Source organism: Pseudomonas sp. S2_E01, assembly GCF_054668365.1.
Genome location: NZ_CP162762.1, coordinates 6,039,077 through 6,063,994, shown reverse-complemented (window position 1 = coordinate 6,063,994; position 24,918 = coordinate 6,039,077). Strand labels below are relative to the sequence as shown.

At 60.4% G+C, this 24,918-nt stretch carries 22 protein-coding genes and 1 riboswitch; of the genes, 12 read left to right on the top strand and 10 right to left on the bottom strand.

Going from position 1 to position 24,918, the window contains the following annotated elements:
* The first annotated feature begins 8 nt into the window (after nt 1–8).
* The 3 genes from metK (at nt 9) to AB4O36_RS28005 (ending at nt 3,542) form a co-directional block, all read left to right on the top strand.
* Nucleotides 9–1,199 (top strand): methionine adenosyltransferase, encoded by a 1,191-nt coding sequence (gene metK / locus AB4O36_RS28015; RefSeq protein ID WP_460120123.1) that lies wholly within the window; start codon nt 9–11, stop codon nt 1,197–1,199.
* Between the two features lie 174 nt (nt 1,200–1,373).
* Nucleotides 1,374–3,050: an NAD-dependent DNA ligase LigB gene (ligB, locus tag AB4O36_RS28010; RefSeq protein ID WP_460140751.1), complete on the top strand. Its 1,677-nt coding sequence runs from the start codon at nt 1,374–1,376 to the stop codon at nt 3,048–3,050.
* A gap of 96 nt (nt 3,051–3,146) precedes the next feature.
* Entirely contained in the window at nt 3,147–3,542 is a 396-nt protein-coding gene (locus tag AB4O36_RS28005; RefSeq protein ID WP_460120119.1) for a DUF1090 domain-containing protein, read from the top strand.
* 46 nt (nt 3,543–3,588) lie between these two features.
* Here AB4O36_RS28005 and AB4O36_RS28000 read toward each other — a convergent pair whose 3' ends face one another.
* Nucleotides 3,589–4,038, bottom strand: a complete 450-nt coding sequence (locus AB4O36_RS28000) for a c-type cytochrome (protein ID WP_460140750.1) — start codon at nt 4,036–4,038, stop codon at nt 3,589–3,591.
* Nucleotides 4,039–4,166: 128 nt separating this feature from the next.
* Between AB4O36_RS28000 and mltA the strand changes: the two genes are divergently transcribed.
* Nucleotides 4,167–5,351, top strand: a complete 1,185-nt coding sequence (gene mltA / locus AB4O36_RS27995) for a murein transglycosylase A (RefSeq protein WP_460120115.1) — start codon at nt 4,167–4,169, stop codon at nt 5,349–5,351.
* A gap of 93 nt (nt 5,352–5,444) precedes the next feature.
* On the opposite strand, the gene AB4O36_RS27990 is transcribed toward mltA, so the two are convergent.
* Together AB4O36_RS27990 and AB4O36_RS27985 are read right to left on the bottom strand one after the other, a co-directional pair.
* Nucleotides 5,445–5,828 carry an MAPEG family protein gene (locus tag AB4O36_RS27990; RefSeq protein WP_460120113.1) on the bottom strand — a complete coding sequence of 128 codons (384 nt, stop codon included), beginning with the start codon at nt 5,826–5,828 and terminating at the stop codon, nt 5,445–5,447.
* Nucleotides 5,829–5,878: 50 nt separating this feature from the next.
* Nucleotides 5,879–6,712, bottom strand: a complete 834-nt coding sequence (locus AB4O36_RS27985) for an EamA family transporter (RefSeq protein WP_460120111.1) — start codon at nt 6,710–6,712, stop codon at nt 5,879–5,881.
* A 230-nt stretch (nt 6,713–6,942) separates the two neighbouring features.
* Between AB4O36_RS27985 and AB4O36_RS27980 the strand changes: the two genes are divergently transcribed.
* Both AB4O36_RS27980 and AB4O36_RS27975 read left to right on the top strand, forming a co-directional pair.
* Complete coding sequence (locus AB4O36_RS27980) at nt 6,943–8,112, top strand: MFS transporter (RefSeq protein ID WP_460120109.1); 1,170 nt, start codon at nt 6,943–6,945, stop codon at nt 8,110–8,112.
* 267 nt (nt 8,113–8,379) lie between these two features.
* The gene (locus AB4O36_RS27975; RefSeq protein ID WP_460140749.1) at nt 8,380–10,386 is read left to right on the top strand and encodes a patatin-like phospholipase family protein; all 2,007 of its coding nucleotides are present in this window, start codon (nt 8,380–8,382) and stop codon (nt 10,384–10,386) included.
* A gap of 49 nt (nt 10,387–10,435) precedes the next feature.
* On the opposite strand, the gene AB4O36_RS27970 is transcribed toward AB4O36_RS27975, so the two are convergent.
* Nucleotides 10,436–11,320, bottom strand: coding sequence for a formate/nitrite transporter family protein (locus AB4O36_RS27970; protein WP_460120105.1), 885 nt, complete (start codon nt 11,318–11,320; stop codon nt 10,436–10,438).
* Between the two features lie 210 nt (nt 11,321–11,530).
* Nucleotides 11,531–11,923, bottom strand: a complete 393-nt coding sequence (locus AB4O36_RS27965; protein ID WP_008033312.1) for an acyl-CoA thioesterase — start codon at nt 11,921–11,923, stop codon at nt 11,531–11,533.
* A gap of 198 nt (nt 11,924–12,121) precedes the next feature.
* Nucleotides 12,122–12,220: riboswitch (S-adenosyl-L-homocysteine riboswitch) on the top strand.
* A gap of 22 nt (nt 12,221–12,242) precedes the next feature.
* On the opposite strand from AB4O36_RS27965, the gene ahcY reads away from it, so the two are divergent.
* The 4 genes from ahcY (at nt 12,243) to AB4O36_RS27945 (ending at nt 17,773) form a co-directional block, all read left to right on the top strand.
* Complete coding sequence (gene ahcY, locus AB4O36_RS27960; protein ID WP_460140748.1) at nt 12,243–13,652, top strand: adenosylhomocysteinase; 1,410 nt, start codon at nt 12,243–12,245, stop codon at nt 13,650–13,652.
* A 188-nt stretch (nt 13,653–13,840) separates the two neighbouring features.
* Nucleotides 13,841–14,686: a methylenetetrahydrofolate reductase [NAD(P)H] gene (gene metF, locus AB4O36_RS27955; protein ID WP_460120102.1), complete on the top strand. Its 846-nt coding sequence runs from the start codon at nt 13,841–13,843 to the stop codon at nt 14,684–14,686.
* A 193-nt stretch (nt 14,687–14,879) separates the two neighbouring features.
* On the top strand, nt 14,880–15,683 hold the full coding sequence (locus tag AB4O36_RS27950) for a substrate-binding periplasmic protein (protein ID WP_460120100.1): 804 nt from the start codon (nt 14,880–14,882) through the stop codon (nt 15,681–15,683).
* Nucleotides 15,684–15,907: 224 nt separating this feature from the next.
* Nucleotides 15,908–17,773 (top strand): DEAD/DEAH box helicase, encoded by a 1,866-nt coding sequence (locus tag AB4O36_RS27945; RefSeq protein WP_460120098.1) that lies wholly within the window; start codon nt 15,908–15,910, stop codon nt 17,771–17,773.
* 103 nt (nt 17,774–17,876) lie between these two features.
* Here the strand turns inward: AB4O36_RS27945 and AB4O36_RS27940 are convergent, their stop codons facing one another.
* The 3 genes from AB4O36_RS27940 to AB4O36_RS27930 all read right to left on the bottom strand — a co-directional run bounded on the left by AB4O36_RS27940 (nt 17,877) and on the right by AB4O36_RS27930 (nt 21,135).
* Nucleotides 17,877–18,455, bottom strand: a complete 579-nt coding sequence (locus AB4O36_RS27940) for a YceI family protein (RefSeq protein ID WP_368555815.1) — start codon at nt 18,453–18,455, stop codon at nt 17,877–17,879.
* A 31-nt stretch (nt 18,456–18,486) separates the two neighbouring features.
* Complete coding sequence (locus tag AB4O36_RS27935) at nt 18,487–19,038, bottom strand: cytochrome b (protein WP_460120096.1); 552 nt, start codon at nt 19,036–19,038, stop codon at nt 18,487–18,489.
* A gap of 336 nt (nt 19,039–19,374) precedes the next feature.
* Nucleotides 19,375–21,135: a flavin monoamine oxidase family protein gene (locus tag AB4O36_RS27930; protein WP_460120094.1), complete on the bottom strand. Its 1,761-nt coding sequence runs from the start codon at nt 21,133–21,135 to the stop codon at nt 19,375–19,377.
* Nucleotides 21,136–21,358: 223 nt separating this feature from the next.
* On the opposite strand from AB4O36_RS27930, the gene AB4O36_RS27925 reads away from it, so the two are divergent.
* On the top strand, nt 21,359–22,765 hold the full coding sequence (locus AB4O36_RS27925; protein ID WP_460120092.1) for an adenosylmethionine--8-amino-7-oxononanoate transaminase: 1,407 nt from the start codon (nt 21,359–21,361) through the stop codon (nt 22,763–22,765).
* A 47-nt stretch (nt 22,766–22,812) separates the two neighbouring features.
* The gene (locus AB4O36_RS27920; protein WP_460120091.1) at nt 22,813–23,532 is read left to right on the top strand and encodes a 16S rRNA (uracil(1498)-N(3))-methyltransferase; all 720 of its coding nucleotides are present in this window, start codon (nt 22,813–22,815) and stop codon (nt 23,530–23,532) included.
* Nucleotides 23,533–23,631: 99 nt separating this feature from the next.
* Here AB4O36_RS27920 and AB4O36_RS27915 read toward each other — a convergent pair whose 3' ends face one another.
* Together AB4O36_RS27915 and AB4O36_RS27910 are read right to left on the bottom strand one after the other, a co-directional pair.
* A complete protein-coding gene (locus tag AB4O36_RS27915; protein ID WP_460120089.1) occupies nt 23,632–24,534 on the bottom strand; it encodes a transporter substrate-binding domain-containing protein in 903 nt (300 codons plus the stop codon).
* A 25-nt stretch (nt 24,535–24,559) separates the two neighbouring features.
* Nucleotides 24,560–24,910: a RidA family protein gene (locus AB4O36_RS27910; protein WP_460120088.1), complete on the bottom strand. Its 351-nt coding sequence runs from the start codon at nt 24,908–24,910 to the stop codon at nt 24,560–24,562.
* Between the last annotated feature and the right edge of the window lie 8 nt (nt 24,911–24,918).

The window sequence follows — 24,918 nt, the reverse complement described above, 5'->3', positions numbered from 1 at the left end:
ACATCGAGATGAGCGAATACTCCCTCTTCACCTCCGAGTCCGTGTCCGAAGGGCATCCGGATAAAATCGCCGACCAGATTTCCGATGCTGTGCTGGACGCCATCATTGCTGAAGACAAGTTCGCCCGCGTAGCGTGCGAGACGCTGGTAAAAACCGGCGTGGCGATCATCGCAGGCGAAGTCACCACCTCGGCCTGGGTCGACCTGGAACAGATCGTTCGCGATGTGATTTGCGATATCGGCTACACCAGCTCCGACGTCGGCTTCGACGGCGCCACTTGCGGCGTGATGAACATCATCGGCAAGCAGTCCCCAGACATCAACCAGGGTGTAGACCGCGCCAAGCCTGAAGATCAGGGCGCCGGTGACCAGGGTCTGATGTTCGGCTATGCCAGCAACGAAACCGACGTGCTGATGCCAGCACCGATCACCTTCTCGCACCAACTGGTGCAGCGTCAGGCCGAAGCCCGTAAATCCGGCCTGCTGCCTTGGCTGCGCCCGGACGCCAAGTCGCAAGTGACTTGCCGTTACGAAGGCGGCAAGGTTGTCGGTATCGACGCCGTGGTTCTGTCGACCCAGCACAACCCTGAAGTGTCGTACAAGGACCTGCGCGAAGGCGTGATGGAACTGATCGTCAAGCACGTGCTGCCTGCCGAGCTGCTGACCAAGGACACCCAGTTCCACATCAACCCGACTGGCCAGTTCATCATCGGTGGCCCGGTGGGCGACTGCGGCCTGACCGGTCGCAAGATCATCGTCGACAGCTACGGCGGCATGGCCCGTCACGGCGGTGGCGCGTTCTCCGGCAAGGACCCATCGAAGGTTGACCGTTCGGCAGCCTACGCGGGTCGTTACGTGGCGAAAAACATCGTGGCGGCCGGCCTGGCCGAGCGTTGCGAGATCCAGGTTTCCTACGCGATCGGTGTGGCTCAGCCAACCTCGATCTCGCTGAACACCTTCGGCACCGGCAAAATCAGCGATGACAAAATCATCAAGCTGGTTCGTGAAGTGTTCGACCTGCGCCCTTACGCAATCACCACCATGCTCGACCTGCTGCACCCGATGTACCAGGACACCGCGGCATACGGCCACTTCGGCCGCACCCCGGCGACCAAGACCGTGGGCGAAGACACCTTCACCACCTTCACCTGGGAAAAAACCGACCGCGCCGACGACCTGCGTTCGGCTGCCGGCCTGTAAGACCTTCCCGGCGATACCAAAAGCCCCGCACGGTTCGCCGTGCGGGGCTTTTTCATTCCAGAACTGCAGGAGCGAGCAGTGCCGGCGAATGAAACACCAGGCAAAACACCCACCGTCCCCTGCCAAATTTCCTGACTAACCTTCAAGCATCCCCATCGAGCAAGGATGCTCAAGATGCTTCTACGACTGCTCCGCGCCTTCATCCTGCCGCTGCTTTGCACAACGACCCACGCGGCCGATTGCCCGGACTGGCCAATCGCTCGGGGCCTCAGCGAAATCACCGCCCTGCAAAAACAGATCGACACGTGGGACGCCAGCTACCACCGCGACGGCCATTCGATGGTGGCCGACGAACTCTACGATCAAGCCCGCTCGCGCCTGACCGAATGGCGTGAGTGTTTTGCCGCCGGCCCCGCACCACAACCGTTACGCACCGCCGGCGGCAAGCTCGCCCACCCGATCGCCCATACCGGCCTGGAAAAACTCCACGATGCTCGAGAGGTCGAGGATTGGCTGCGCGACCGCAAGGACATCTGGATACAACCCAAGGTGGATGGAGTGGCTGTGACCCTGATCTACCGAAAAGGCGCACTGCATCAGGTAATCAGTCGTGGCGACGGCCAGAGCGGGCAGGACTGGACGCTTGCGGCACGAAAAATCCCCGCCATCCCCAGCCAACTGACACAGCCGCTGGATGTGCTGGTGCAAGGCGAGCTCTATTGGCGCCTGACCAACCATGTCCAAGCCAGTGCAGGCAGCCTCTTTGCCCGCAGTACCGTGGCGGGCCTGATGGCCCGCAAGGCCCTCGCACCTGGACAAGCCACCAATATCGGGCTGTTTGTGTGGGACTGGCCCAAAGGCCCCGTCGACTTGCCCTCGCGCATCGACGCAATCGATCGACTGGGTTTCCCTGGCACGGCATCTTACAGCCAGCCCGTCCGGTCATTCGCCGATGCCGAGCACTGGCGCGATCACTGGTATCGCTCGCCTCTGCCCTTTGCCAGTGACGGTGTGGTTTTACGCCAGAGCCGTCGTCCCTCGGCCGAGCGCTGGCAAGCGACACCGCCTTACTGGGCCGTCGCGTGGAAGTACCCCTTCGCCCAGGCGCTGGCCGAAGTGCGAAAAGTCGAGTTCAAGGTCGGCCGTACCGGGAAAATCACGCCGGTGCTGGTAATCAAACCGGTGATGCTCGATGACCGGCAGATCAAGCGGGTGAGCGTCAGCTCCCTGCGACGCTGGCAAGAACTGGATATCCGTCCCGGGGACCGGGTGTCCATCAGCCTGGCCGGGCTCACCATCCCAAGGCTGGACGGCGTGGTACTGCGTGCGGTCGAGCGCATGGTGTTGGACGTACCGCTGAGCGCCGATTTTCATCCGCTGAGTTGCTGGCAACCGGCGCCAGGGTGCGAGAGCCAGTTTCTCGCTCGGCTGGCCTGGCTCAGTGGCAAGCAGGGACTGGACTTGCCCCATGTCGGCCCCGGCACCTGGGAGAAACTTTTCGAAACGGGTCAACTCGGCGGCCTGCTGGATTGGTTGACCCTCGACCCTCAGGAGCTTGCTACCATTGATGGCTTCGGCGAGCGCCAAACGGCTCGTCTTTTAAACAGTTTCAAGAGTGCCCGCCAGCGTCCTTTTTGGCGCTGGCTCAAAGCCCTGGGATTACCGCCGACCGGCCAGGCACGACTTGCTGATTCATGGCAGGCGTTGGCTCAACGAAACACCGCACAATGGCAGGCCGAGGCCGGTATAGGCCCGGGACGCGCGGCGCAGTTAAACGCCTTTTTTCGCGACCCGCAGGTGCTGGCCTTGAGCGAGACATTGCGCGCGGCAGGGATCGACGGTTTCCATTGACCGCGATAGCTCGCCCCTACCGGGAACCCAACGTTACCGGTGGGCTCAAAGGCCCATCGCCGCATCGACTGATTGCATATTGCACATGGAGCTTTTATGAAATTTCTTTCACCGCTCGCCTTGTTGACCCTTTGTGGCGTGATGGCGGCTCCACTGATGGCCGCCGAACAAGCACCGGACCTGACCGGTTGCGCCGCCAAGAAACAGAACATCGTCAACCAGCTCGAACTGGCGAAAAGCCAGGGCAATACCGATCAACAGGCGGGCCTCGAAAAGGCCCTGAGTGAAGTCACCACCCATTGCACCGATACCTCCCTGAAAAAAGAACGGGAGAACAAGGTGCTGGACGCACGGCACGAAGTCAGCAAGCGTCAGGCGGACCTCGAAAAAGCCATGAAGAAGGGTGATCCCGAGAAGATCAACAAGCGCAAGGACAAGCTGGCAGAGTCCCGCAAGGAACTGCAGGACGCACTGGATGAACTGGACAAATGAGATGGCGAGTGACGGCATTCGTCGCAGGTGTCACTCGCATCGCATGTCAATGATCGCGGAATTCCTTATGGCACGCACTGCAGGCATCTTCGACTTTCTGCACCGCCGGGCCAAGGTTACTGGCCTTGTAAGGCTGGACTTTACTGGCAACCACCAATTCACCGGTGGCCGTCTCAAGGGTGCGGGCCATTTCCTGGAAGCGTGCCTGTTTCTGCCAGACATCATCCTTGGCGCTGGTGTGATCTTCTTCGCGCACCTGCGGGAAATGCTTCCACGGCTCGTGGGACAACGCATCGAGCTTCACGGCGCCTTCGGCGAACTTGGCGCCGTCGAATGCAATACGCCCGCGCAACATGCCGCCCAGGTCTTCACCGGTCTTGAGCATCTGTTTGAAGATCGCCTTACGCTGACCCAGCGGCGAATTCGGGTCGACGCCTCCGCACGCGGACAACGTCAGGCAGGCCAGCAATACAACGCAAATTTTTTTAAAAGTCATGGTGGCTTCAGGTCGCTGAAAACGGCGGCCAGTATCCTCGCGTCACCGTCAAACACCAATACCCCTATTAACAATAAGGGTTGCCTGAGCGTGCGAAGCGCCCGGGCAACTGCTTCAGGAATGATTTCATGAACAGCCGTTTCAAGGCATGGCGAGCCCACCTCGCGTGGACACTGCCGATGGTCGCCGTACTCGCGGGCTGCACCGGCGGGGATAACAAACAGCCGAAGACCCACGCCCTGGCCACATACGCCAGCGCCTCTTGGGAAGCCCTGCCCGCCGTCACCGATGACGATCTGATCGCGGGTTTCGGTTCATGGCGCAGCGCCTGCACCCGACTCAAGGCCGATGCGGTCTGGGGCTCGACCTGCGCCGCTGCCGCCAACGTGCCACAAACCGCCAACGATATTCGCGGCTTTCTCAAGCAACACCTCGACGTCTACGGCCTGCGCGCCGCCAATGACAATCCCAACGGCCTGATCACCGGCTACTACGAACCGGTCTACCCCGGCAGCCTGACCCAGACGTCGGCGGCGAACATCCCGGTGTACGGCGTGCCCGAGGACATGATCATCGTCGCGCTCGACAGCCTGTATCCGGAGCTCAAGGGCAAACGCCTGCGCGGCAGACTCGAAGGCCGCGTGCTCAAGCCATACGATGATGCGGCCACGATTGAAAGCAAAGGGGTCAAGGCGCCAGTGGTGGCGTGGCTGACCGATCCGATGAACCTGCAATTCCTGCAAATCCAGGGTTCAGGCCGCGTCCAGCTTGACGACGGTCGCCAGCTCCGAATTGCCTATGCCGATCAGAATGGTCATCCCTATCGACCGATCGGCCGCTGGCTGGTGGAACAGGGCGAACTGAAAAAAGAAGACGTGACCATGGGCGCGATCAGCGCCTGGGCAAAGGCCAATCCACAACGCATTCCCGAACTGCTCGGCAGCAACCCCAGCTACGTATTCTTCACTCGCAACCCGGACAGCAACGAGGGCCCTCGCGGCTCGCTGAACGTTCCGCTCACCGCAGGCTACAGCGCAGCCGTTGACCGCAAAGTGATTCCACTGGGTAGCCTGATGTGGTTATCCACCACCAAACCCGACGGCACCTCGCTGGTTCGCCCAGTGGCGGCACAGGACACCGGTGGTGCAATTACCGGCGAGGTCCGGGCAGACCTGTTCTGGGGCACCGGTGAGGCAGCCGGACAACTGGCGGGCGACATGAAACAACAAGGGCAGATCTGGATGCTTTGGCCCAAAGGCGCGGCATTGCCCCAGGTGCCGCAGGTGGCGGACGAGGTCAAGGCCAAGCCTTGAATCTTCGCGGGCTAGCCCCATACGGGTACTGGATCCACCGGACCCGTGTGGGAGCGAGCCTGCTCGCGAGAGGTTCCGCGCAACAGCAAAGATTCAGGCAGACACCACAAAGAAACTGACAATCAAACCCATACCCACAAACCATACCAACGATCGCAGGATCGCCCAGTCCGCCAGGTAGCAAATGATGTAGAGCAAGCGACTGGTGATGAACAGAACCGACAAGACATTGAGCGTTACCAGTTCGGCGTTACCCACCAGGTGCGCAACGACCACAGCCGCCGCAAACGCCGGGGCGATCTCAAAACTGTTCAACTGCGCCGCATGCGCACGCCGGGCGAAACCCTCGAGCGATTCGAGAAAATCCCTGGGATCGTGATTGTCACTCAGCCGGTATCCCCCGCTGACCTTGGCCACCAGCGTGCACAGATACGGCAATAAAAACGCAATCAAGACGCACCACAGCGCTACATTCATAAACGTCATCCCTTGTTGGCTTCCAGGTATGGAGGCAATAATTTGGCGGGTCAGAGCTTCATGACCATCATGCCGATCAATACCAGCCCACAGGCTAAGAGCCGCGGTCGACCGAAAGGTTCTTTCAGGTAGCGCATACCAAACAGCACCACCAGAATCACACTGATCTCGCGCAAGGCCGCAGCTTCGGCAATCGACCCCAACTGCATCGCCCACAGCACCAGAGCGTAGCTGAACAACACGCAAAACCCGACCGCCAGGCCCAATCGCCACTGCTCACGCCAGAACAGCATGAAGGCCGGACGCTTGCGCACCAGTGCCAGTAATGGAAACGGCCAGGCGCTGAGCAGGTTGACCCAGGCCAGGTAGTCCAGCGGGTACGACCAGCGCCGCAAGGCCTGGCCATCGATAAAGGTGTAGCAGCCGATGCACAGGCCAATCAGCGCCACCACAGGCAACATCGACCATGGCAACCGCGCCCCGCCCCCGCCCTGCCACAGCAGACAGAGCATGCCGAAGGGAATCAGCAGGATGCCGAAGATCTGCTGATGGGTCAGCACTTCCCCGGCGAAAATCAGCGTCAGTGCCAGCACCACCAGAGGCGACAGGCCGCGCATCAATGGATAGACCAGCCCCAGGTCGCCGACCCGATAGGCCTGGACGAGCAAATAGCGATAGAGCAATTCGAACGCCGCCGACGCCAGGATCCATGGCCAGATTTGCAGCGGCGGCAACGCCACGAAAGGCAGCATCAGCGCGACGAACAATAGCGCCACGCTGTCCATGCAGGCCACCACCAGCAATCGTTCAGCGCTGAACTTGATCAGCGTATTCCACGCTGCATGTAACAGCGCCGCTACCAACACCAAAGCCGTTGCAAGCACGGCAGACTCCTTTTTGCTCGCCCCCACCCCTTCCCTGTAGGAACAACGAGACGGGAGAATTGATTCGCCATATTTCAGCAGCTGTTTATACTGCAAGCGACCACGCCGCACTCAGTTACGCACAGACCAATTCCAATAATTCCTGCCTCGGTCCGTTTTCTCAAGCTAACGGCCCCGGGCATGCGCCTGCCTGATCGTAGCGTCAAGACTATAGAAAAGAGACCTTGCGCATGCCCCTCGCCTTGCTTGCCCTCGCTGTCGCCGCGTTCGGCATCGGCACTACTGAGTTTGTCATCATGGGCCTGCTGCCCGATGTCGCCCGCGACCTCGCAGTCAGCATTCCCCACGCCGGATTGCTGATTACCGGCTACGCCCTGGGCGTGGTGTTCGGTGCACCGATCCTCGCCGTCGGCACCGCCAACATGCCACGCAAAGCCACTTTGCTGGGTATGACACTGATGTTCATCCTCGGCAACATGCTCTGCGCACTGGCACCCAACTACGCCACGCTGATGGCGGCTCGTGTGGTGACCGCGCTGTGCCATGGCGCATTTTTCGGCATTGGGTCGGTGGTAGCCGCCGGGCTGGTGGCACCGAACAAACGAGCCCAGGCCATCGCCATGATGTTCACCGGCCTGACCCTGGCCAACGTGCTCGGCGTGCCCCTGGGCACCGCACTGGGACAATACGCCGGCTGGCGCTCGACGTTCTGGGCGGTGTCAGTGATCGGTGTGATTGCCGCCATTGCGCAATGGGCCTGGTTGCCGAAGCACATCGCCATGGACAAGGCCAACCTGGCCAGCGAGTTCAAGGTGCTGGGCAAGGCCAACGTACTGCTCGCCCTGGGTATGAGCGTATTGGCCTCGACCAGCCTGTTCAGCGTGTTCACCTACATCGCGCCGATCCTGCAGGACATCACCGGCGTCAGCCCCCACGGGGTGACGATCATGTTGCTGTTGTTCGGCGTCGGCCTGACCGCCGGCAGCATGCTTGGTGGTCGCTTGGCCGACAGTCGCCTGCTGCCTTCGCTGGTGGGCATGGCCCTGGCGGTGGTATTGGTCCTGGCCGCTTTCACCCAGACCAGCCATTCGGTGATCCCGGCAGCGATCACCCTGGTGTTGTGGGGGATTTTTGCCTTCGCCCTGTGCCCGATCCTGCAACTGTTGATCATCGATCAGGCCCATGAGGCGCCGAATCTCGGTTCAACCCTGAACCAGAGCGCCTTCAACCTCGGCAATGCGGCGGGTGCCTGGGTCGGTGGCCTGGTGGTTGCCAGCGGCGCCGACCTGGCTGACCTGCCCTGGACCGGCGCGCTGGTCAGCGGCCTCACGGTGCTGACTGCGTTGTATTTCATTTATCGACAACGTCGCACCGCAGCGGCGTTCGATGTCACCGGTTGAGCGAGCAAACCATCCGACAGCCAGTCAGAAACGCGCTGCTCAACTTCAAGGCAATCTGGACGCAAGCTGTATGACCTGTCCTAAGGCGTCTGCCTCTGCCTGCTAAACCACTGCTGAAAGGCCCAGGCCAGAGCCTTTCAGCGCTTTTTCAGCGACGTCATGAACCGGCATGCGGGCATATGTAGCAACTCATTGCTCCATGCGCTCACCCCCTCTCAACTCGTCTAGAGTGCCGCCTCTACCAGCACACTCAACGGACGAGACACCATGCCCCGCCTCACCCTCTCCCCCGCCATTCCCCCAATTTCTCTGCCGCAAACACCGGTTCAGCGCCCATCGACAGGCACCACGAACACCGACTGGAGTGACTTCATCAAGGGGACGGCACACGTCGGTCAGGGCCGATCTGAAACCCTGGTGCACTCATTGACCGATCGCAACCTGTCGATTCGCCGTTTTGAAAACGGTGTGATCGAAATGGACCTCAAGCGTCCACCCATCGATCGCCTGGTGCTCAGCGGCGGCGGCGCCAAAGGCGTGGCATTCTCCGGAATGGTCAAGGCACTGGAGGAAAGCCAGACCATAGGCACCCTGCGCATCCTCTCGGGATCATCCGCCGGGGCAATTTCCGCGGCGTTTCTGGCCAGCGGCATGACTTACGCGGACTTCGACAAGATGTCGGACGAAACCAACCTCGTGTCACTGCTCGACAGTCAAAGCAAAGTACTGGGACCGATACAGCACGCCAGCTCTACGGTTGGCCGAGGCATCGTGAAGATTCCGGGCAAGGTCGGCAGTATCGGGCGGCTGTTGTGCGACCTGATGCCCCGCCTGCAATCCAAGGCCTCGCCGCTGGAGGCTCTGATTCACGAAAAAATGGTCGAGTCGGTCCTGTCGCGTGCCAATCAGGCGCTCAACGACCGACAGCCACTTTCGCAGGCAAGTCGCACTTGCCTGGAGAACATGAAAACCAACGGCTACGTAACTTTTGGCGACCTGGCGACGCTGAGCAAGGACCTGCCCGAAATCAAGCAATTGCACATCACCGGCACCGCCATGTTCGACGGGCGTCCGCAAATGGTGGTATTCAACGCCAGCCTGACCCCAGACATGGACGTGGCTCGCGCAGCCCATATTTCAGGCTCGCTGCCGGTTGTCTTTGCCAAGCCGTCTGAGCAACAGCTGCCATTTCAGGTGGATGGAGAGCACACGTCGTTTCAGGACGGCGGCATCATGCTCAACACGCCGATCATGGATTTGTACGAACCACAATTCGCGATGAGTGCGATTCCCGATAGTGAACAGTTGATACTCAAGTTCCAGAGTGGGGGCGCCGGCAAGAAGAAAGATCACGGCACACTGCTCTCGGCAGTGGCCGACAAATTTATCGGCGCGCCCTATTCCGCCCGGCACGCACACCAAACCGATGCCATCAAAGGGTTTGCCGACAGTATCGTCACCGTTCGACTGAAGACCGAACGGGGCAACTTCACGGGTACGTTACAAGGCACCGTCAATTTCAACATGGCGACAGAGCTGAAAAATCATTTGCAGGAAGAACTGCACATCGATGTGCAACGGTACCTGGAGCGCCATGAGGACAGCGAAACCTACCGCTTCAGCTCCATAGGCGGAGCACTGCTGGCACTGGACGATTCGATGTTCGCAGCAGCCGCCGACGAACTGCTAGATGATCCGGAATCAGCGGCAGTCATCGAGTTCCGGCAGCACGCTCAACAGGCGCTGGAAAACTTGAAGCAAGCCCTGACCGATGCCACCGCCACAACGAAGGAGGGTTCCCTGGCACTCGACGCACCTACACGCGATGCCATGCGCACACTGGATCAGCTCGGTGACGCCCCCGGGAAAATCGATTGGCTGGCCAGAAAGCTCAACCACGGCAACGATCCGGCGTATATGTTGCTGCTTCAAACCATCAAGCGCCTGGATGCCGGAGCAACCGGGCCGAAGTCGATGGTGTTGAGCGCGGCGATCAAGGAAATGGGCGTGCGCGATATCGTCACCAAAAGCGAGAATTTCATTCGCGAGGTGATCTACCCCTCGCTGTATCGACTCGACCAGCCGAATTCGAACGTCAAGCTGCTGAATGGCGCCATTGCCGATTTGCGTGAAGCCCAGGACAGCCATGGTTTTAATGCCGTGTTGCGCCGGATCGCCGATCAATATGTTTCGCGCACTTTCCCGTCCTCATCGCTGCCGTTCAACTCGACAACGGTCGATCAGGCTCGCGCGTGGCTGATTCCCGGGGTGTAACCGCCCCCCCCGAAAGCGTGAACCAACATCGACGCCTCGCTCCGGCTCATCACCGGTCGTCGTCCTCATCGACCGGAGCGCTCGCGACGCTCTGGTCTTTGGGCGTGCCGGACTCGCTGCGAATCTGCGCGTGACTGATCAACGCGAAGATGAAGCTGCCACCAATGATGTTCCCCGCCAGCGTGGGACCGGCGAACACCAGCCAGAAATCCTTCCAGGGCAGTTCTCCGGCGAACACCAGGTAAGAAACCTCCAGCGACCCGACCACGATGTGGGTGAAGTCGCCCAGTGCCATGAAGTAAGTGATAAGCACGATGATCCACACTTTCGCGCTTTCCATGGACGGGATCATCCAGACCATGGTTGCGATCATCCAGCCGGAAATGATGCCCTTGGAGAACATCTGGCTGGGATCGCCTTCCATGACCTTGCGCCCGATGTCGAGGAAGGCAATGTCGGTCTTGCTGTCAAAAATCGGCAATTCCAGCATCACATACGCCACCAGAAGGGTGCCGCATAGGTTACCTACCAACACCACCGACCACAGCCGCAGCAATCGGGCGAAGTTGCCAAGCGTGGGGTTGCTCATGATCGGCAGCACGGCAGTCAGGGTGTTTTCGGTGAACAGTTGCTGGCGGGCGAGGATCACCGCAAGGAAGCCCGCGCAGTAACCGAAACTGGCGATCACCTTGAAGCCGTCGCCCTCCGGCAGACGTGAGTTCAGCAATCCCATGGCCATCAGCGACAGGCCCATGGTCAAGCCGGCGGCGAGAGCCGACCACCAGAGTGCAGCGATGCTGCGCTCCAGTTCCTGATCGCCTTGGGTGCGAATGATTTCATGCAGCACCGCTGCGCGCGGCGGCTGGTTTTTCTCGACCTCATGCTGTTCCTTGGGCGTGAGATCGGGGGTCGTACCGTTTGTTGGCGTAGTCATGGCCTAAACATCAGTGATGGATGATTTAGCTACGACCTCTGCCACCGTCAATACGTTCTGTACCCCCTGAACCTGAACCTGTGGGAGCGGGCTTGCCCGCGATGGTCGTCAACGATAACGCGGGAAATCTGGCTCCCCGCGGTGCCTGAGCCACCATCGCGACGGTGAGACAATTCGACTTGCTCGATCCTGAAGAATGAGGGGGAAAAGTCACTCGTCCTTGAACTGATCCTTGACGTACTTGATCTCGGTCCGGCCATGGGGCGCGGGCAGGCCGTCTTCGCCGAGGTTGACGAAGACCATCTTCTCCACCGTCAGGATGCTTTTGCGGGTGATCTTGTTGCGCACTTCGCAGGTGAGGGTGATCGACGTACGGCCGAATTCGGTGGCGGTGATGCCCAACTCGATGATGTCGCCCTGACGTGAGGCGCTGACGAAGTTGATTTCGGAAATGTACTTGGTGACCACGCGCTGATTGCCCAGCTGGACGATCGCGTAGATCGCCGCTTCTTCATCGATCCAGCGCAATAGGCTGCCGCCGAACAGCGTGCCGTTGGGGTTGAGGTCTTCGGGTTTGACCCATTTGCGGGTGTGGAAATTCATGGGGGCTCCGGGCATGGGTTGTGGGGGCGATAGGGGTTTGGCCCCCAGCTTCAAGTTTTAAGCGGCAAGCTGCAAGCCACAAGTCAAAAGTCGATCCGCATTTACTTGCCGCTTGTAGCTTGTCGCTTGCCACCAGGCGGATAAAGAAAGCTATAATCACCGCCGATTTCAAAACGGCTCCTACCGTTTTCCCGCCACCTGTCCGAGGGGCGCTGCAGCAGGTTCGACCTGTCAGGCTCGGATGGGGCGTTGTCAGGCTTATGCCCGACGCCAAACGCACAACGGCGCCCATTCGCATACATTACGAATGGAGGCTCTCATGAGCGCTGTAATCACGCCCGCAGATTTTACCGACTACAAAGTCGCCGACATGTCCCTGGCCGCCTGGGGCCGCCGTGAAACCATCATCGCCGAGTCGGAAATGCCTGCCCTGATGGGTCTGCGCCGCAAGTACGCCGAAGAGCAACCGCTCAAAGGCGCTAAAATCCTCGGCTGCATCCACATGACCATTCAGACTGCCGTGCTGATCGAAACCCTGGTTGCCCTGGGTGCCGAAGTGCGCTGGTCGTCCTGCAACATTTTTTCGACCCAGGACCAGGCCGCTGCCTCCATCGCCGCAGCCGGCATCCCTGTTTTTGCCTGGAAAGGCGAAACCGAGCAAGAGTACGAGTGGTGCCTGGAGCAAACCATCCTCAAGGACGGCGCCCCTTGGGATGCCAACATGATCCTCGACGACGGCGGTGACCTGACCGAGCTGCTGCACAAAAAATACCCGCAGGTGCTGGAGCGCGTTCACGGCGTGACCGAAGAAACCACCACCGGCGTACACCGTCTGCTGGACATGCTGGCCAAGGGCGAACTGAAGATCCCGGCCATCAACGTCAATGACTCGGTGACCAAGAGCAAGAACGACAACAAATACGGCTGCCGTCACAGCCTGAACGATGCCATCAAGCGCGGCACCGACCACCTGCTGTCCGGCAAGCAAGCGCTGGTTATCGGTTACGGTGACGTGGGCAAAGGCTCCGCTCAATCCCTGCGTCAGGAAGGCATGATCGTCAAGGTTTCCGAAGTTGACCCGATCTGCGCCATGCAAGCCTGCATGGACGGTTTTGAACTGGTCTCGCCTTTCATCGACGGTATCAACGATGGCACCGAAGCCAGCATCGACAAGGCCCTGCTGGGCAAGATCGACCTGATCGTGACCACCACCGGTAACGTCAATGTTTGCGACTCAAACATGCTCAAGGCCCTGAAGAAGCGCGCTGTTGTCTGCAACATCGGCCACTTCGACAACGAAATCGACACGGCTTTCATGCGCAAGAACTGGGCATGGGAAGAAGTGAAGCCACAGGTACACAAGATCCACCGTACCGGTGCTGGTGCATTCGACGCCCAGAACGACGACTACCTGATCCTGCTGGCCGAAGGCCGCCTGGTGAACCTGGGCAACGCCACCGGTCACCCAAGCCGCATCATGGACGGTTCGTTCGCCAACCAGGTACTGGCGCAGATTTTCCTGTTCGGCCAGAAGTACGCCGACCTGTCGCCAGCCCAGAAAGCCGAGCGCCTGACCGTTGAAGTACTGCCCAAGAAACTCGACGAAGAAGTGGCCCTGGAAATGGTCCGCGGTTTCGGCGGTGTCGTGACTCAACTGACCAAGACCCAGGCCGACTACATCGGCGTGGCCGTCGAAGGTCCGTTCAAGCCGCACGCGTACCGGTACTAAAAGCAGCTACGAGCTTTGAGCTTCAAGCGGCAAGCAAGGTCAAAAGCCGGCCTCGCTGCACGAAGTTCAGCGCTCTGCACCCATTTGCGAATACAGCCTCATGTTGCAAACCCCAGGCACGAGAGACGAGCGCACCTGCGCTTCTCTTACAGCTTGTGGCTTGCAGCTTGAAGCTGGAGGCCCCCTCCATGTCCCAAGACCGTCGCTACAGCTTCGAATTCTTCCCTACGAAGACCGACGCTGGGCATGAAAAGCTGATCGCCACTGCCCGTCAGTTGGCTACCTACAACCCCGATTTCTTCTCCTGCACCTATGGCGCTGGCGGCTCGACCCGTGATCGAACCCTCAACACCGTTTTGCAGCTGGAAAGCGAAGTCAAAATCCCGGCCGCCCCGCACCTTTCGTGCGTCGGCGACAGCAAGGACGACCTGCGCGGCCTGCTGAACGAGTACAAGGCTGCCGGCATCAAGCGCATCGTTGCCCTGCGCGGTGACCTGCCGTCCGGCATGGGTATGACCAGCGGCGAGCTGCGTCACGCCAATGAGCTGGTTGAATTCATCCGTGAAGAAACCGGCAATCATTTCCACATCGAAGTCGCCGCCTACCCGGAAATGCATCCGCAAGCGCGCAACTTCGAAGATGATCTCGCCAACTTCGTGCGCAAGGCCAAGGCCGGCGCCGACAGCGCGATCACCCAGTATTTCTTCAACGCCGACAGCTACTTCTATTTTGTCGACCGTTTGCAGGCGCTGGGCGTGGATATTCCAGTGGTACCGGGGATCATGCCGATCACCAACTACAGCAAGCTCGCGCGCTTCTCCGACGCCTGCGGTGCGGAAATCCCGCGCTGGATCCGCAAGCAGCTGGAAGCCTACGGCGATGACACCCAAAGCATTCAGCGCTTCGGCGAGCAAGTCGTCACCGAGATGTGCGAACGCCTGTTGCAGGGTGGCGCACCAGGGCTGCACTTCTATTCCATGAACCAGGCCGAACCTAGCCTGGCCATCTGGAATAACCTGAAGTTGCCGCGTTAAGCGACAAACCAGGCATCGATCAAAAAATCGCCGTTTTTGACGGTTTCTGCGAGTGCCACACTCCATAGCAGAGACCGCCGAAGACGGCGATTTTTTTGCTTCTCATGCACATTTTTTGTGCAGCAATGCACGGAGCCAGAGCTTCTGGCGAGGGTTTCTGGCGATTTACGGTTTCTCGTCGTAATCTCAAGCCATGCCTTTGATCACCCAACTTCTCTCCCTGGTGCTTTTCACTTGCCTGAGCTTCGCCGCCCGGGGCGAGAAATTGCGCATTGTCACTGAGCCCTGGGCACCTTACGTCTTTGAGGAAGATGGCAAAGCGCTGGGCCTGGATTACGAAACCACGGCCATTGTCTTCAAGCGATTGGGGATCGAAGTCGAGTGGCAATTCCTGCCGTGGAAGCGCTGCCTGTCCATGCTCGAAACCGGGCAGGCCGATGGCGCGCTGGATATTTTTCACAGCGAGGAGCGCGATGCCACCTTGCTCTACCCCAGCGAGCCGCTCTCGCAGGTCCAGTTCGTGATGTTCTACGCCAACGAGCGCCCTCACCCGTTTCGCACCCTGGAAGATCTCAAGGGCCTGACCATCGGCACCTCACCTGGCTACCTGTACAACCCGGAATTCCGGGAGTCGCCTCTGTTCATCCGTGAGCCGGCGCCCACTCATGAGGCCAACTTCGGCAAGCTGCTGCGCGGGAGGATCGACCTGCTGATCACCGACCGCCGCGTGGGCCAGCATTTGCTCGACGAGCTGAACATCCGCGACAAGATCAGCGAAAACCCGACTGTGATCAGCCAGCAGAGCCAGTTCCTGGCGGTTCGGCGCAATGCCGGCATGGACCTGCTGGTCCAACGGTTTGGTGCCGAGCTCAAACGTTTCAAACGCGAGCCGGCCTACGCCGAGCTCAGTGCCCGTTACGGCGCGGCGCCCAAAGTCAGCGAGTCCACGGCTGTCCTGGATAAAACCGTTGAGCAGCAGGAAAGCAGCGCACAGTGATTGCTCTGTTATACTCCGGCGTTCCCGCCAGGCTCACGCCCGGACGCTCGAACCTGTTCAAGGCATCTCGACCCGCTACAGCGCAGCTTTTCAGCCCGCGCGAGTGCTCCAGATGTGCTTCCAGGGCTCAGCAGGACCGGACGGGATTGCGTTGCTCTTGAACGCCATTCGCGCCAGGCAAGACTCCCATTTGGGCCCAGCTCTAACTCACAACAGGATTACTCATGTCCTTTGCTTCCCTCGGTCTCTCCGAGGCTTTGGTCCGCGCTATCGAAGACGCGGGCTATACCGAGCCTACTCCGGTGCAACAGCGGGCCATTCCCGCCGTGTTGCAAGGTCGCGACCTGATGGTTGCGGCTCAGACAGGTACTGGTAAAACCGGCGGTTTCGCCCTTCCGATTCTGGAGCGGTTGTTCCCCAACGGTCACCCGGACAAATCCCAGCGTCACGGCCCGCGCCAACCGCGCGTGCTGGTCCTGACCCCGACCCGCGAACTCGCCGCCCAGGTTCACGACAGCTTCAAGGTCTACGCCCGTGACCTGAAGTTCGTCAGCGCCTGCATCTTCGGCGGCGTCGGCATGAACCCACAGGTTCAGGCCATGGCTCGCGGTGTCGATGTCCTGGTAGCCTGTCCGGGCCGCCTGCTCGACCTCGCAGGTCAAGGCAGCGTCGATTTGTCCCACGTGGAAATCCTCGTGCTGGACGAAGCCGACCGCATGCTCGACATGGGCTTTGTTCATGACGTGAAGAAGGTCCTGGCCCGTCTGCCGGCCAAACGCCAGAACCTGCTGTTCTCGGCGACCTTCTCCAAGGACATCACCGACCTCGCCGGCAAGCTGCTGCACAACCCCGAACGCATCGAAGTGACGCCGCCGAACACCACGGTCGAGCGCATCGAGCAGCGCGTGTTCCGCCTGCCTGCCAACCACAAGCGCTCGTTGCTGGCTCACCTGATTACCGCAGGCGCCTGGGAACAGGTGCTGGTGTTCACCCGTACCAAGCACGGCGCCAACCGTCTGGCCGAGTACCTGGACAAGCACGGCCTGAGCGCTGTGGCGATCCACGGCAACAAGAGCCAGAACGCACGCACCAAGGCCCTGGCCGACTTCAAGGCCGGCAGCGTGCGCATCCTCGTCGCCACCGACATCGCCGCCCGTGGCCTGGACATCGACCAGTTGCCACACGTGGTCAACTTCGAGCTGCCTAACGTCGACGAAGATTACGTACACCGCATCGGCCGTACCGGTCGTGCCGGTCGCTCGGGCGAAGCGATCTCGCTGGTCGCTCCGGACGAAGAGAAGCTGCTCAAAAGCATCGAGCGCATGACCAAGCAGAAAATCGCCGATGGCGACCTGATGGGCTTCGATGCCAGCGCCGTGGAAGCCGAGAAGCCGGAAGTACGCGAACGTCCGGACGTGCGTAACCCGCGCAATGCCCGTGGCCCGCGTGGCGACGGTCCGAACGGCAGCGGCGGTGGCGGCGGTCGTAAAGACAAAGGCAAGGACAAGGGCGGTAAGGAAAAACCTGCCGCCAGCGGTCGTGGCGAGCGCCCGGCGCGTGAGCAGAAACCCCGCGAAGGCACAGCGCGCGAGCAGCAGCGCCCGGCGCCACGCGCGGCCGCTGATCGTGCCCCGGACGAGTTCCTCGATGACGACATCGATAACTTCGGTAACCGTGTCGACTACGTGCCCCAGGCCAAACCGGCCCAGGGTCGCGGTCGTCGCCCGGGTGCTCCGGCCCAAGGCTCGGCTGGCGGTGCCGGCGCACCACGCAACGGTGCCAAGCCTCAAGGTCGTCAAGGCGGCCCACGTGGCGGCGATGCCAGCGGCTCCTCGACCGGCAAGCGCAGCGGCCCTCGCAATGGCGCACCACGTGACGGCCAGGCCCGTCGCGAAGAAGGTCGCAACCGTCGTCCGGCCCGTGACGATCAGCCGCGTTCGGAACCGGCCGTGCAGAACACCCGCAGCCCGGCACCGAAGATCATTCACAAGGAGTCCAAGGCTGATCGCTTCCCGACGCCTGAACAGCTTGATCAATTGCCAGTACGCCCTCGCGGCGAAAAACCAGCGCTGCTGACCCGCAACCGCTGAGTTTTCATCGCAACAAAAAAATGCCCCGGCTCGCAAAAGCCGGGGCATTTTTTATGCTTCACCACAAACCCAAACAGGTGGGAGCACTGTGTGAGGGCGAAAATTACTTCGCTTTCACACCTTCAAACGATACGTACAACTCAACGGTATCAGACGCTGGGCCCAGGTCTTTCTGCTTGCCGAAGTCGGAACGCTTGATGGTGGTCGTGCCTTCGAAACCGGCACGGTAGCCGCCCCATGGATCCTTGCCTTCACCCAGGAAAGTGGCCTTGACCACGACTGGCTTGGTCACGCCCAGGATGGTCAGATCGCCGGTCACATCGGCAGTCTTCTCACCGGTGGACTTGACGCTGGTGGAGACGAAGGTGGCCTTGGCGAACTTGCTGGCGTTCAGGAAGTCAGCGCTGGCGATGTGCTTGTCACGCTCGGCGTGGTTGGTGAACACGCTGGCGGTATTGACGTTGAACTCGATTTTGCTGGCTTCAGGCTTGGCAGCGTCGAAGCTGAACTTGCCGTCGATGTCCTTGAAAGTACCGGTGATGTAGCTGTAGCCCAGGTGGCTGATCTTGAAGTCAACGAAGGCGTGCTGGCCTTCTTTATCAACAACGTAATCAGCGGCCATTACGTTGGCGGACAGTACGGCAGAACCGATTGCCAGAGCGGCCAGAGTCTTTTTCAACATGCTTTCTTTTCCTTTGAGTCGAGGTTGAACTTCAGGCTTTGCGACCGAGCATTCGCGTCAGGGTCGCATCACGATCGATAAAGTGGTGCTTCAATGCTGCCAACGCATGGAGACCGGAAAAAATTACCAGCGCCCATGCCAGATACAGATGAATCACCCCAGCGGTATCTGCCTGGTCCGGTAGTCCGGAGATCAATGCAGGCACTTCAAACAGGCCAAACACCGGGATACCGACACCGTCTGCGGTGGAAATCAGGTAACCGGCAATCATCACAGCGAACAGACCGAAATACAGAAACCCATGGCCGAACTTGGCGCCAATGCGGGTCATCCGGCTGTAGCTTTGCAGCGTCGGTGGCGGTGGACTGACAAAGCGCCACACCACCCGCAGCAGCATCACACCCAACAGCACCAGCCCAATGCTCTTGTGCAGGTCCGGCGCGTCTTTGCGCCAGGTGCTGTAGTAGTCCAGCCCCACCATCCACAGACCGAGTGCAAACAGCCCATAGACCGCCAGCGCTACGCCCCAGTGCATGAAGATGCTGACCCAACCATAGCGTGAAGAAGAGTTACGTAGCTGCATTGCCCAAATCCTGTGAGAACTGCGAACCAAGACTATCGAGTTATCTATCGAATTAAAGCGGAAAATTTCGCTTTGAAATATCGAGAAATACGATCAAGAGTCTGAAATAGACGCGTTAAGGAAAGATTAAAGGCGAAAGTGTGACGGGGTGTTAGGGGGCAGGCTCAATATTTTTGCTGTGCCTGGCAGGGCCTCATCGCGAGCAAGCCCGCTCCTACAGGGGTTCTTGCATCCGCACCGCCACCCTGTAGGAGCGAGCTTGCTCGCGATGGCTATCTCAAGAGCAATAAAAAAAGCGCGGCTCAAGAGCCGCGCTTTTTGGTTCAGCGCAAGGCCTTACTGCGCCTTGGCCTCAGTCGCCGCAGGCTTCTTGGCCGGCTCGGCTTTTTTGGCGGGCGCCTTGGCCGCAGGTTTTTTCGCTTCGGTCTTGGCCGCCGGTTTTTTCACCGGGGCTTTTGCCGGCGCCTTCTTGGCAGGCGCGGCTTTCGCCGGTGCGGCAGGCTTGGCAGGCTCAACCGGAGCAGGCGCTGGAGTCGGCGCAGGTGCCGGGGCGGGTGCGACCGGTGCCGGAGCAGGCTCTGGCGCCTTGACCGGTTCCGGTTTTTTCTCGTCATCCGAGCCGCCGAACAGATTGCTGAAGAAATTGCCCTTCTTCGCCGCCACAGCGCCCGCTGCGGCAGCTGCGGCAGCTGCCGCTACAGGGGCCGCTTTCTGCGGTTCAAACGATTTGCCGGCCGCCAGGTCTTCAACCTGACTGGCGGCACGCTGGCCGGTACGCAAAGCGCCTTCCAGGGTACCGGGGTACAAGGCGTCAGTGTGCTCACCGGCGAACGCTACGCGCTGAATCGGACGCTCCCACAGGCGCCAGAACTTGCTGATCTGCCCCGGGCCGAACGCCAGGTAAGCGCCACCCATCGAAGGATCGACGCTGTAACGACGGATTTCATAACCCGTGAACGAACCCCGAGCCTGTGGATAAAACGCATGCAGACGGATCAGCACCTGGTCGGCCATCTGCTTGTCGCCGAATGCCTGCATCACCCGCGCATTATCACCGGACAGGTTGATCACCACATTGGCGCCACCCTTGAGGGCTGGCTCGACCCACAACATGCCAAGGCCGGTGTTGCTGTAGATCTCGCCGGACATGCGCGCCTTGCTCTCCCACACCGGCGTCTTGAACTTGAGCATGATCTGATCGCGCCAGCCGTAGTTGGTGCCCTTGATCGCGGCCACGTGCTGGGCGTCCAGCGCGGGGGTCATCTGGATCTTCGCCAGCGCACGCAACGGTACCGCCACGACGACGTAGTCCGCCTGATAACCGACGCTGCCGACCTTGACGGTCACGCTGTCCTTGTCCTGGGTAATGGCCGAGACCGGGGAATTGGTCTTGATGACTTTCAACTGCTTGACGAAGGCCTGGGCCAGCACCGGGCTGCCACCGACCAGACGCGAGGCGCGCAGGTCACGGTCAGAGACGCCTCGATAAACGCGGTTCTGCTGTGCGAAATACAGCAGCGACAGGCGCGACGGTTCGTCATATCGCGAACGAATCTGCTGGTTCACCAATTGACGCGCGGTGGCTGGCAGGTTCAGTCGATCCAGCCAGTTGGACACGTTGATCTGGTCCAGCGCATGCAGCGTGTTGTTGGCGGCCGGGTTGAGCGGGTCTTCGATGGAGCGCGCCAGGTCATCCAGGGTCTTCTCGTAGCGTTTGAGCGCTTCGGCGGTCGCCGGCTCCTTGGTGGCCAGGTCGGACGCGCTGTAATACACACCGTCGATCAAGTAACCCGGCGTGCGGACGAACTCGGGAGCTGGCGTGGTGCTCAGCTTGAAAGTCGAAACGTATTTGTTCAATACCGGCTGGGTCTTATCGTTGCCGATCCATTCGCTGGTGGCCATGCCGGAGCGACCGCCCATGCCTGGCTTGGCCTCCAGCAAGGTGACCTGCCAGCCCTTGGCCTGCAGTTCGTAGGCCGCCGTCAGGCCGGAAAGCCCGCCGCCAATCACGATTGCCGTTTTATCCTTGGCCAGCGCAGACACGCTGAACAGCCCCAACATCACTAGCGCACAGGCGCGCAGCCAACCAGCAGACATTCAGCGAACTCCGGAAATACACGTAGGAAAAGGCAGTTTTACGAGTCAGGCGACTCAGAGAGTCGCGAAGAATACGTCAGCCATCAGTAGGCCGCCAGCGACGTCTATCGCCCTCTACAAAGTAGCTCAATCGACACAATGGGTTGTTCCCGCGCGACGCATTGCATAGGCTTGCGCGATTGTACGTCCGCGCCTGCCACGGACCGCCTCGAGGAGACTGAACATGGGCCTGAACAATCAGTGGATGCAACGCGATCTTGCCGTGTTGTGGCACCCCTGTACCCAGATGAAAGACCACGAACAGCTGCCGCTGATCCCGATCAAGCGCGGCGAAGGCGTCTGGCTGGAGGACTTTGAAGGCAAACGCTACCTCGATGCCGTCAGCTCCTGGTGGGTCAATGTGTTCGGCCACGCCAACCCGCGCATCAATCAGCGCATCAAGGATCAGGTCGATCAACTGGAGCACGTCATCCTCGCCGGCTTCAGCCATCAGCCGGTGATCGAGCTGTCCGAGCGCCTGGTCAAGATGACGCCGGAGGGCCTGAATCGGGTGTTCTACGCCGATAACGGTTCGTCCTGCATCGAAGTGGCGCTGAAAATGAGCTTTCACTACTGGCTCAATCGCGGCCAGCCGAACAAGAAACGCTTCGTCACCCTGACCAACAGCTACCACGGCGAAACCATGGCGGCGATGTCGGTGGGCGACGTGCCGCTGTTCACTGAAACCTACAAAGCCCTGCTGATGGACACCCTCAAGGTGCCAAGCCCGGATTGCTACCTGCGTCCCGAGGGCATGAGCTGGGAAGAACACTCGCGCAACATGTTCGCCGCCATGGAGCAGACCCTGGCAGAGCACCACGCCAGCGTCGCAGCCGTGATTGTCGAGCCGTTGATCCAGGGTGCGGGCGGCATGCGCATGTATCACCCTGTGTACCTCAAGCTGCTGCGCGAAGCCTGTGACCGTTACGGTGTCCACCTGATCCATGACGAAATCGCCGTCGGCTTCGGCCGCACCGGCACGATGTTCGCCTGCGAGCAGGCCGGCATCCGCCCGGACTTCCTCTGCCTGTCCAAGGCCCTGACCGGCGGCTACCTGCCACTGGCGGCGTGCCTGACCACCGATGAAGTCTACAGCGCGTTCTACGACGATTACCCGACCCTGCGCGCCTTCCTCCACTCGCACAGTTACACCGGCAACCCGCTGGCCTGTGCGGCGGCATTGGCGACGCTGGATATCTTCGAGCAAGACAACGTCATCGAGAACAACAAGGCGCTGGCCGCGCGCATGGCGTCGTCCACCGCGCACCTGGCCGATCATGCCAACGTGTCCGAGATTCGCCAGACTGGCATGGTCCTGGCCATCGAGATGGTCAAGGACAAGGCGAGCCGCGAACCCTATCCGTGGCAGGAGCGCCGGGGCTTGAAGGTGTTCCAGCATGCTCTGGAGCGTGGCGCTTTGTTGCGGCCATTGGGCAGCGTGGTGTATTTCCTGCCGCCTTATGTGATTACCCCGGAGCAGATCGACTTCCTGGCTGAAGTGGCCAGCGAAGGGATCGACATCGCGACCCGCGACAGCGTCAGCGTGGCAGTGCCGAAAGATTTTCACCCGGGGTTCCGCGATCCGGGCTGACCGCACCACCGATCCACCTCTGATTCACACCTTTGCAGAGACAAGATATGAGACTGTCCCGCTTCTTTATCGACACCCCCATGAGCACCGGCGAGCACGAGTTGCCTGAAGCACAGGCTCACTACATCAGCCGTGTACTGCGCATGGCCGAGGGCGATGCGTTGCAGTTGTTCGATGGCTCGGGCCAGGAATTTCGCGCCACGCTGAGCGAAGTCGGCAAAAAACGCGTGGTCGTGCAGATCGATGAAGGCTTCGCCGGCCAGGTCGAATCGCCATTGCAGATCCATCTTGGCCAGGGTTTGTCCCGGGGTGAGCGGATGGACTGGGCGATTCAAAAAGCCACTGAACTGGGCGTGAACGAAATCACCCCGATCTTCAGCGAACGCTGCGAAGTGCGCCTCAAGGATGAGCGCGCCGACAAGCGCCTGCTGCATTGGCGGCAGGTGGCAATCAGCGCCTGCGAACAATGTGGCCGGTCACGGGTGCCAGTGATTCATCCGCCGGTGTTGCTGGCCGACTGGCTGAAGCAGACCGAGGCAGATTTGAAGCTGGTGCTGCATCCGGTGGCCGAGCCGTTGACCAGCCATACCAAACCGTCGAGCCTGGCATTTCTGATCGGGCCTGAGGGCGGGTTGTCGGATGCGGAGGTCGATCAGGCCAAGGGCGCTGGTTTTCATGCGGCGCGCCTGGGGCCGAGGGTGTTGCGCACTGAGACGGCGCCGGTGGTGGCTTTGTCGGTGGCCCAGCAGCTTTGGGGTGATTTCTAGGGCCCCATCGCGGGCAAGCCCGCACCTACAAAAACAACCCCCCTGTAGGAGCGGGCTTGCCCGCGATGGCCGCGCCGCGGTCTGCGGCGGTACCCAAAACTACTGCACCGGATCACTCACCGGCTTGGCAATGATCGCCTTCAGTTCACTGGTCATCGGAAACTCAAGGTTCAAACCCTTCGGCGGAATCGGCTGCTCGAACCAGCGCTGATAAATACCGTTGATCTCCCCCGAACTGTAGAGCTCGCCCAGCACACCGTTGACCAGCGCGAGGAACTGCGGATCGTCCTTGCGCACCATGCAGCTGTAGATCTCCCGCGATTGTTCCTGTCCGACCACCACCCACTTATGCGGGTCGTGGGCCTTGGCGCGTTCACCGTAGAGCAGCGCGTCGTCCATGTAGAACGCCGCAGCACGCCCCGATTGCAGCATCTGGAATGCTTCGCCGTGATCCTTGGCGCTGATGACGAACATGTCGATCTTGTGGTCGACGTTGTAGCTTTTCAGGAACCGCTCGTTGGTCGTGCCGGCGGTGGTCACCACGTTCTTGCCGCGCAGGTCGTCGAAGCCCTTGATGCCGCTGTCCCTGGCGGTCAGCAACTGCCCTTTGACGTAAATAAAGCCGTAGGAAAACGCCACTTGCTTCTGACGCTCGGCGGTGACGCCGGTGGAACCGCACTCCAGGTCAACGGTGCCGTTCTGCACCAGCGGGATGCGGGTCTGCGAAGTCACCAGGTTGTATTTTACTTTCAGATCCGGCAGCGCCAGCTGTTGCTGGATACGCTCGACGATCTTGTTCGCCAGGTCCACCGAGTAGCCCATGGGCTTGCCGGTGTGATCACCCACATACGAGAACGGCACCGACGCATCGCGATAGCCCAGGGTGATGCTTTGGCTGCTGGCGATCTTGCCCAGGGTGCCAGCCAAAGGCGCTTCGTTGGCCTGAACCTGGTTGGCGAGCAACAGCCCGAGGGTGCAGCCGAGCAACGTGATTTTTTGCATTGTTATTCTCCGTTGTGGGTGTGTTTTACGAGCGAGCGGCGATGACGGTTATTTCCACCAGTACCTGCGGCCGGGCCAGTTCGGCCTGCACGGTGGTGCGGGTGGGTGCCTGGCCCGGCGACAGCCAGTCTGACCACACCTCGTTCATCGCAGCAAAATCCTCGTCGATGTTTTTCAGGTAAATCGTCGCGCTGAGCAGATGATCCTTGTCACTGCCGGCTTCGGCCAGCAGCGCGTCAATTTTGGCCAGGACTTCGCGGGTCTGGCCGCCGGCATCCAGCGCCTCGCCCGGCACTTGGCCGGAGAGAAACACCAGGTCGCCGAAGGTCACGGCGCCGGACAGGCGCGGGTTGCTGTGCAGACGTTCGATGGTCATGAAGCAGT

Coding starts and splice junctions, on each gene's coding strand:
- metK (WP_460120123.1), top strand. CDS start 9: ATGAGCGAATACTCCCTCTTCACCTCCGAGTCCGTGTCCGAAGGGCAT.
- AB4O36_RS27980 (WP_460120109.1), top strand. CDS start 6,943: ATGCCCCTCGCCTTGCTTGCCCTCGCTGTCGCCGCGTTCGGCATCGGC.
- AB4O36_RS27975 (WP_460140749.1), top strand. CDS start 8,380: ATGCCCCGCCTCACCCTCTCCCCCGCCATTCCCCCAATTTCTCTGCCG.
- ahcY (WP_460140748.1), top strand. CDS start 12,243: ATGAGCGCTGTAATCACGCCCGCAGATTTTACCGACTACAAAGTCGCC.
- AB4O36_RS27915 (WP_460120089.1), bottom strand. CDS start 24,534: ATGCAAAAAATCACGTTGCTCGGCTGCACCCTCGGGCTGTTGCTCGCC.
- metF (WP_460120102.1), top strand. CDS start 13,841: ATGTCCCAAGACCGTCGCTACAGCTTCGAATTCTTCCCTACGAAGACC.
- AB4O36_RS27935 (WP_460120096.1), bottom strand. CDS start 19,038: ATGCAGCTACGTAACTCTTCTTCACGCTATGGTTGGGTCAGCATCTTC.
- AB4O36_RS27970 (WP_460120105.1), bottom strand. CDS start 11,320: ATGACTACGCCAACAAACGGTACGACCCCCGATCTCACGCCCAAGGAA.
- AB4O36_RS27990 (WP_460120113.1), bottom strand. CDS start 5,828: ATGAATGTAGCGCTGTGGTGCGTCTTGATTGCGTTTTTATTGCCGTAT.
- AB4O36_RS27950 (WP_460120100.1), top strand. CDS start 14,880: ATGCCTTTGATCACCCAACTTCTCTCCCTGGTGCTTTTCACTTGCCTG.
- AB4O36_RS27945 (WP_460120098.1), top strand. CDS start 15,908: ATGTCCTTTGCTTCCCTCGGTCTCTCCGAGGCTTTGGTCCGCGCTATC.
- AB4O36_RS28000 (WP_460140750.1), bottom strand. CDS start 4,038: ATGACTTTTAAAAAAATTTGCGTTGTATTGCTGGCCTGCCTGACGTTG.
- AB4O36_RS27965 (WP_008033312.1), bottom strand. CDS start 11,923: ATGAATTTCCACACCCGCAAATGGGTCAAACCCGAAGACCTCAACCCC.
- AB4O36_RS27940 (WP_368555815.1), bottom strand. CDS start 18,455: ATGTTGAAAAAGACTCTGGCCGCTCTGGCAATCGGTTCTGCCGTACTG.
- AB4O36_RS28005 (WP_460120119.1), top strand. CDS start 3,147: ATGAAATTTCTTTCACCGCTCGCCTTGTTGACCCTTTGTGGCGTGATG.
- AB4O36_RS27925 (WP_460120092.1), top strand. CDS start 21,359: ATGGGCCTGAACAATCAGTGGATGCAACGCGATCTTGCCGTGTTGTGG.
- mltA (WP_460120115.1), top strand. CDS start 4,167: ATGAACAGCCGTTTCAAGGCATGGCGAGCCCACCTCGCGTGGACACTG.
- AB4O36_RS27930 (WP_460120094.1), bottom strand. CDS start 21,135: ATGTCTGCTGGTTGGCTGCGCGCCTGTGCGCTAGTGATGTTGGGGCTG.
- AB4O36_RS27920 (WP_460120091.1), top strand. CDS start 22,813: ATGAGACTGTCCCGCTTCTTTATCGACACCCCCATGAGCACCGGCGAG.
- AB4O36_RS27910 (WP_460120088.1), bottom strand. CDS start 24,910: ATGACCATCGAACGTCTGCACAGCAACCCGCGCCTGTCCGGCGCCGTG.
- ligB (WP_460140751.1), top strand. CDS start 1,374: ATGCTTCTACGACTGCTCCGCGCCTTCATCCTGCCGCTGCTTTGCACA.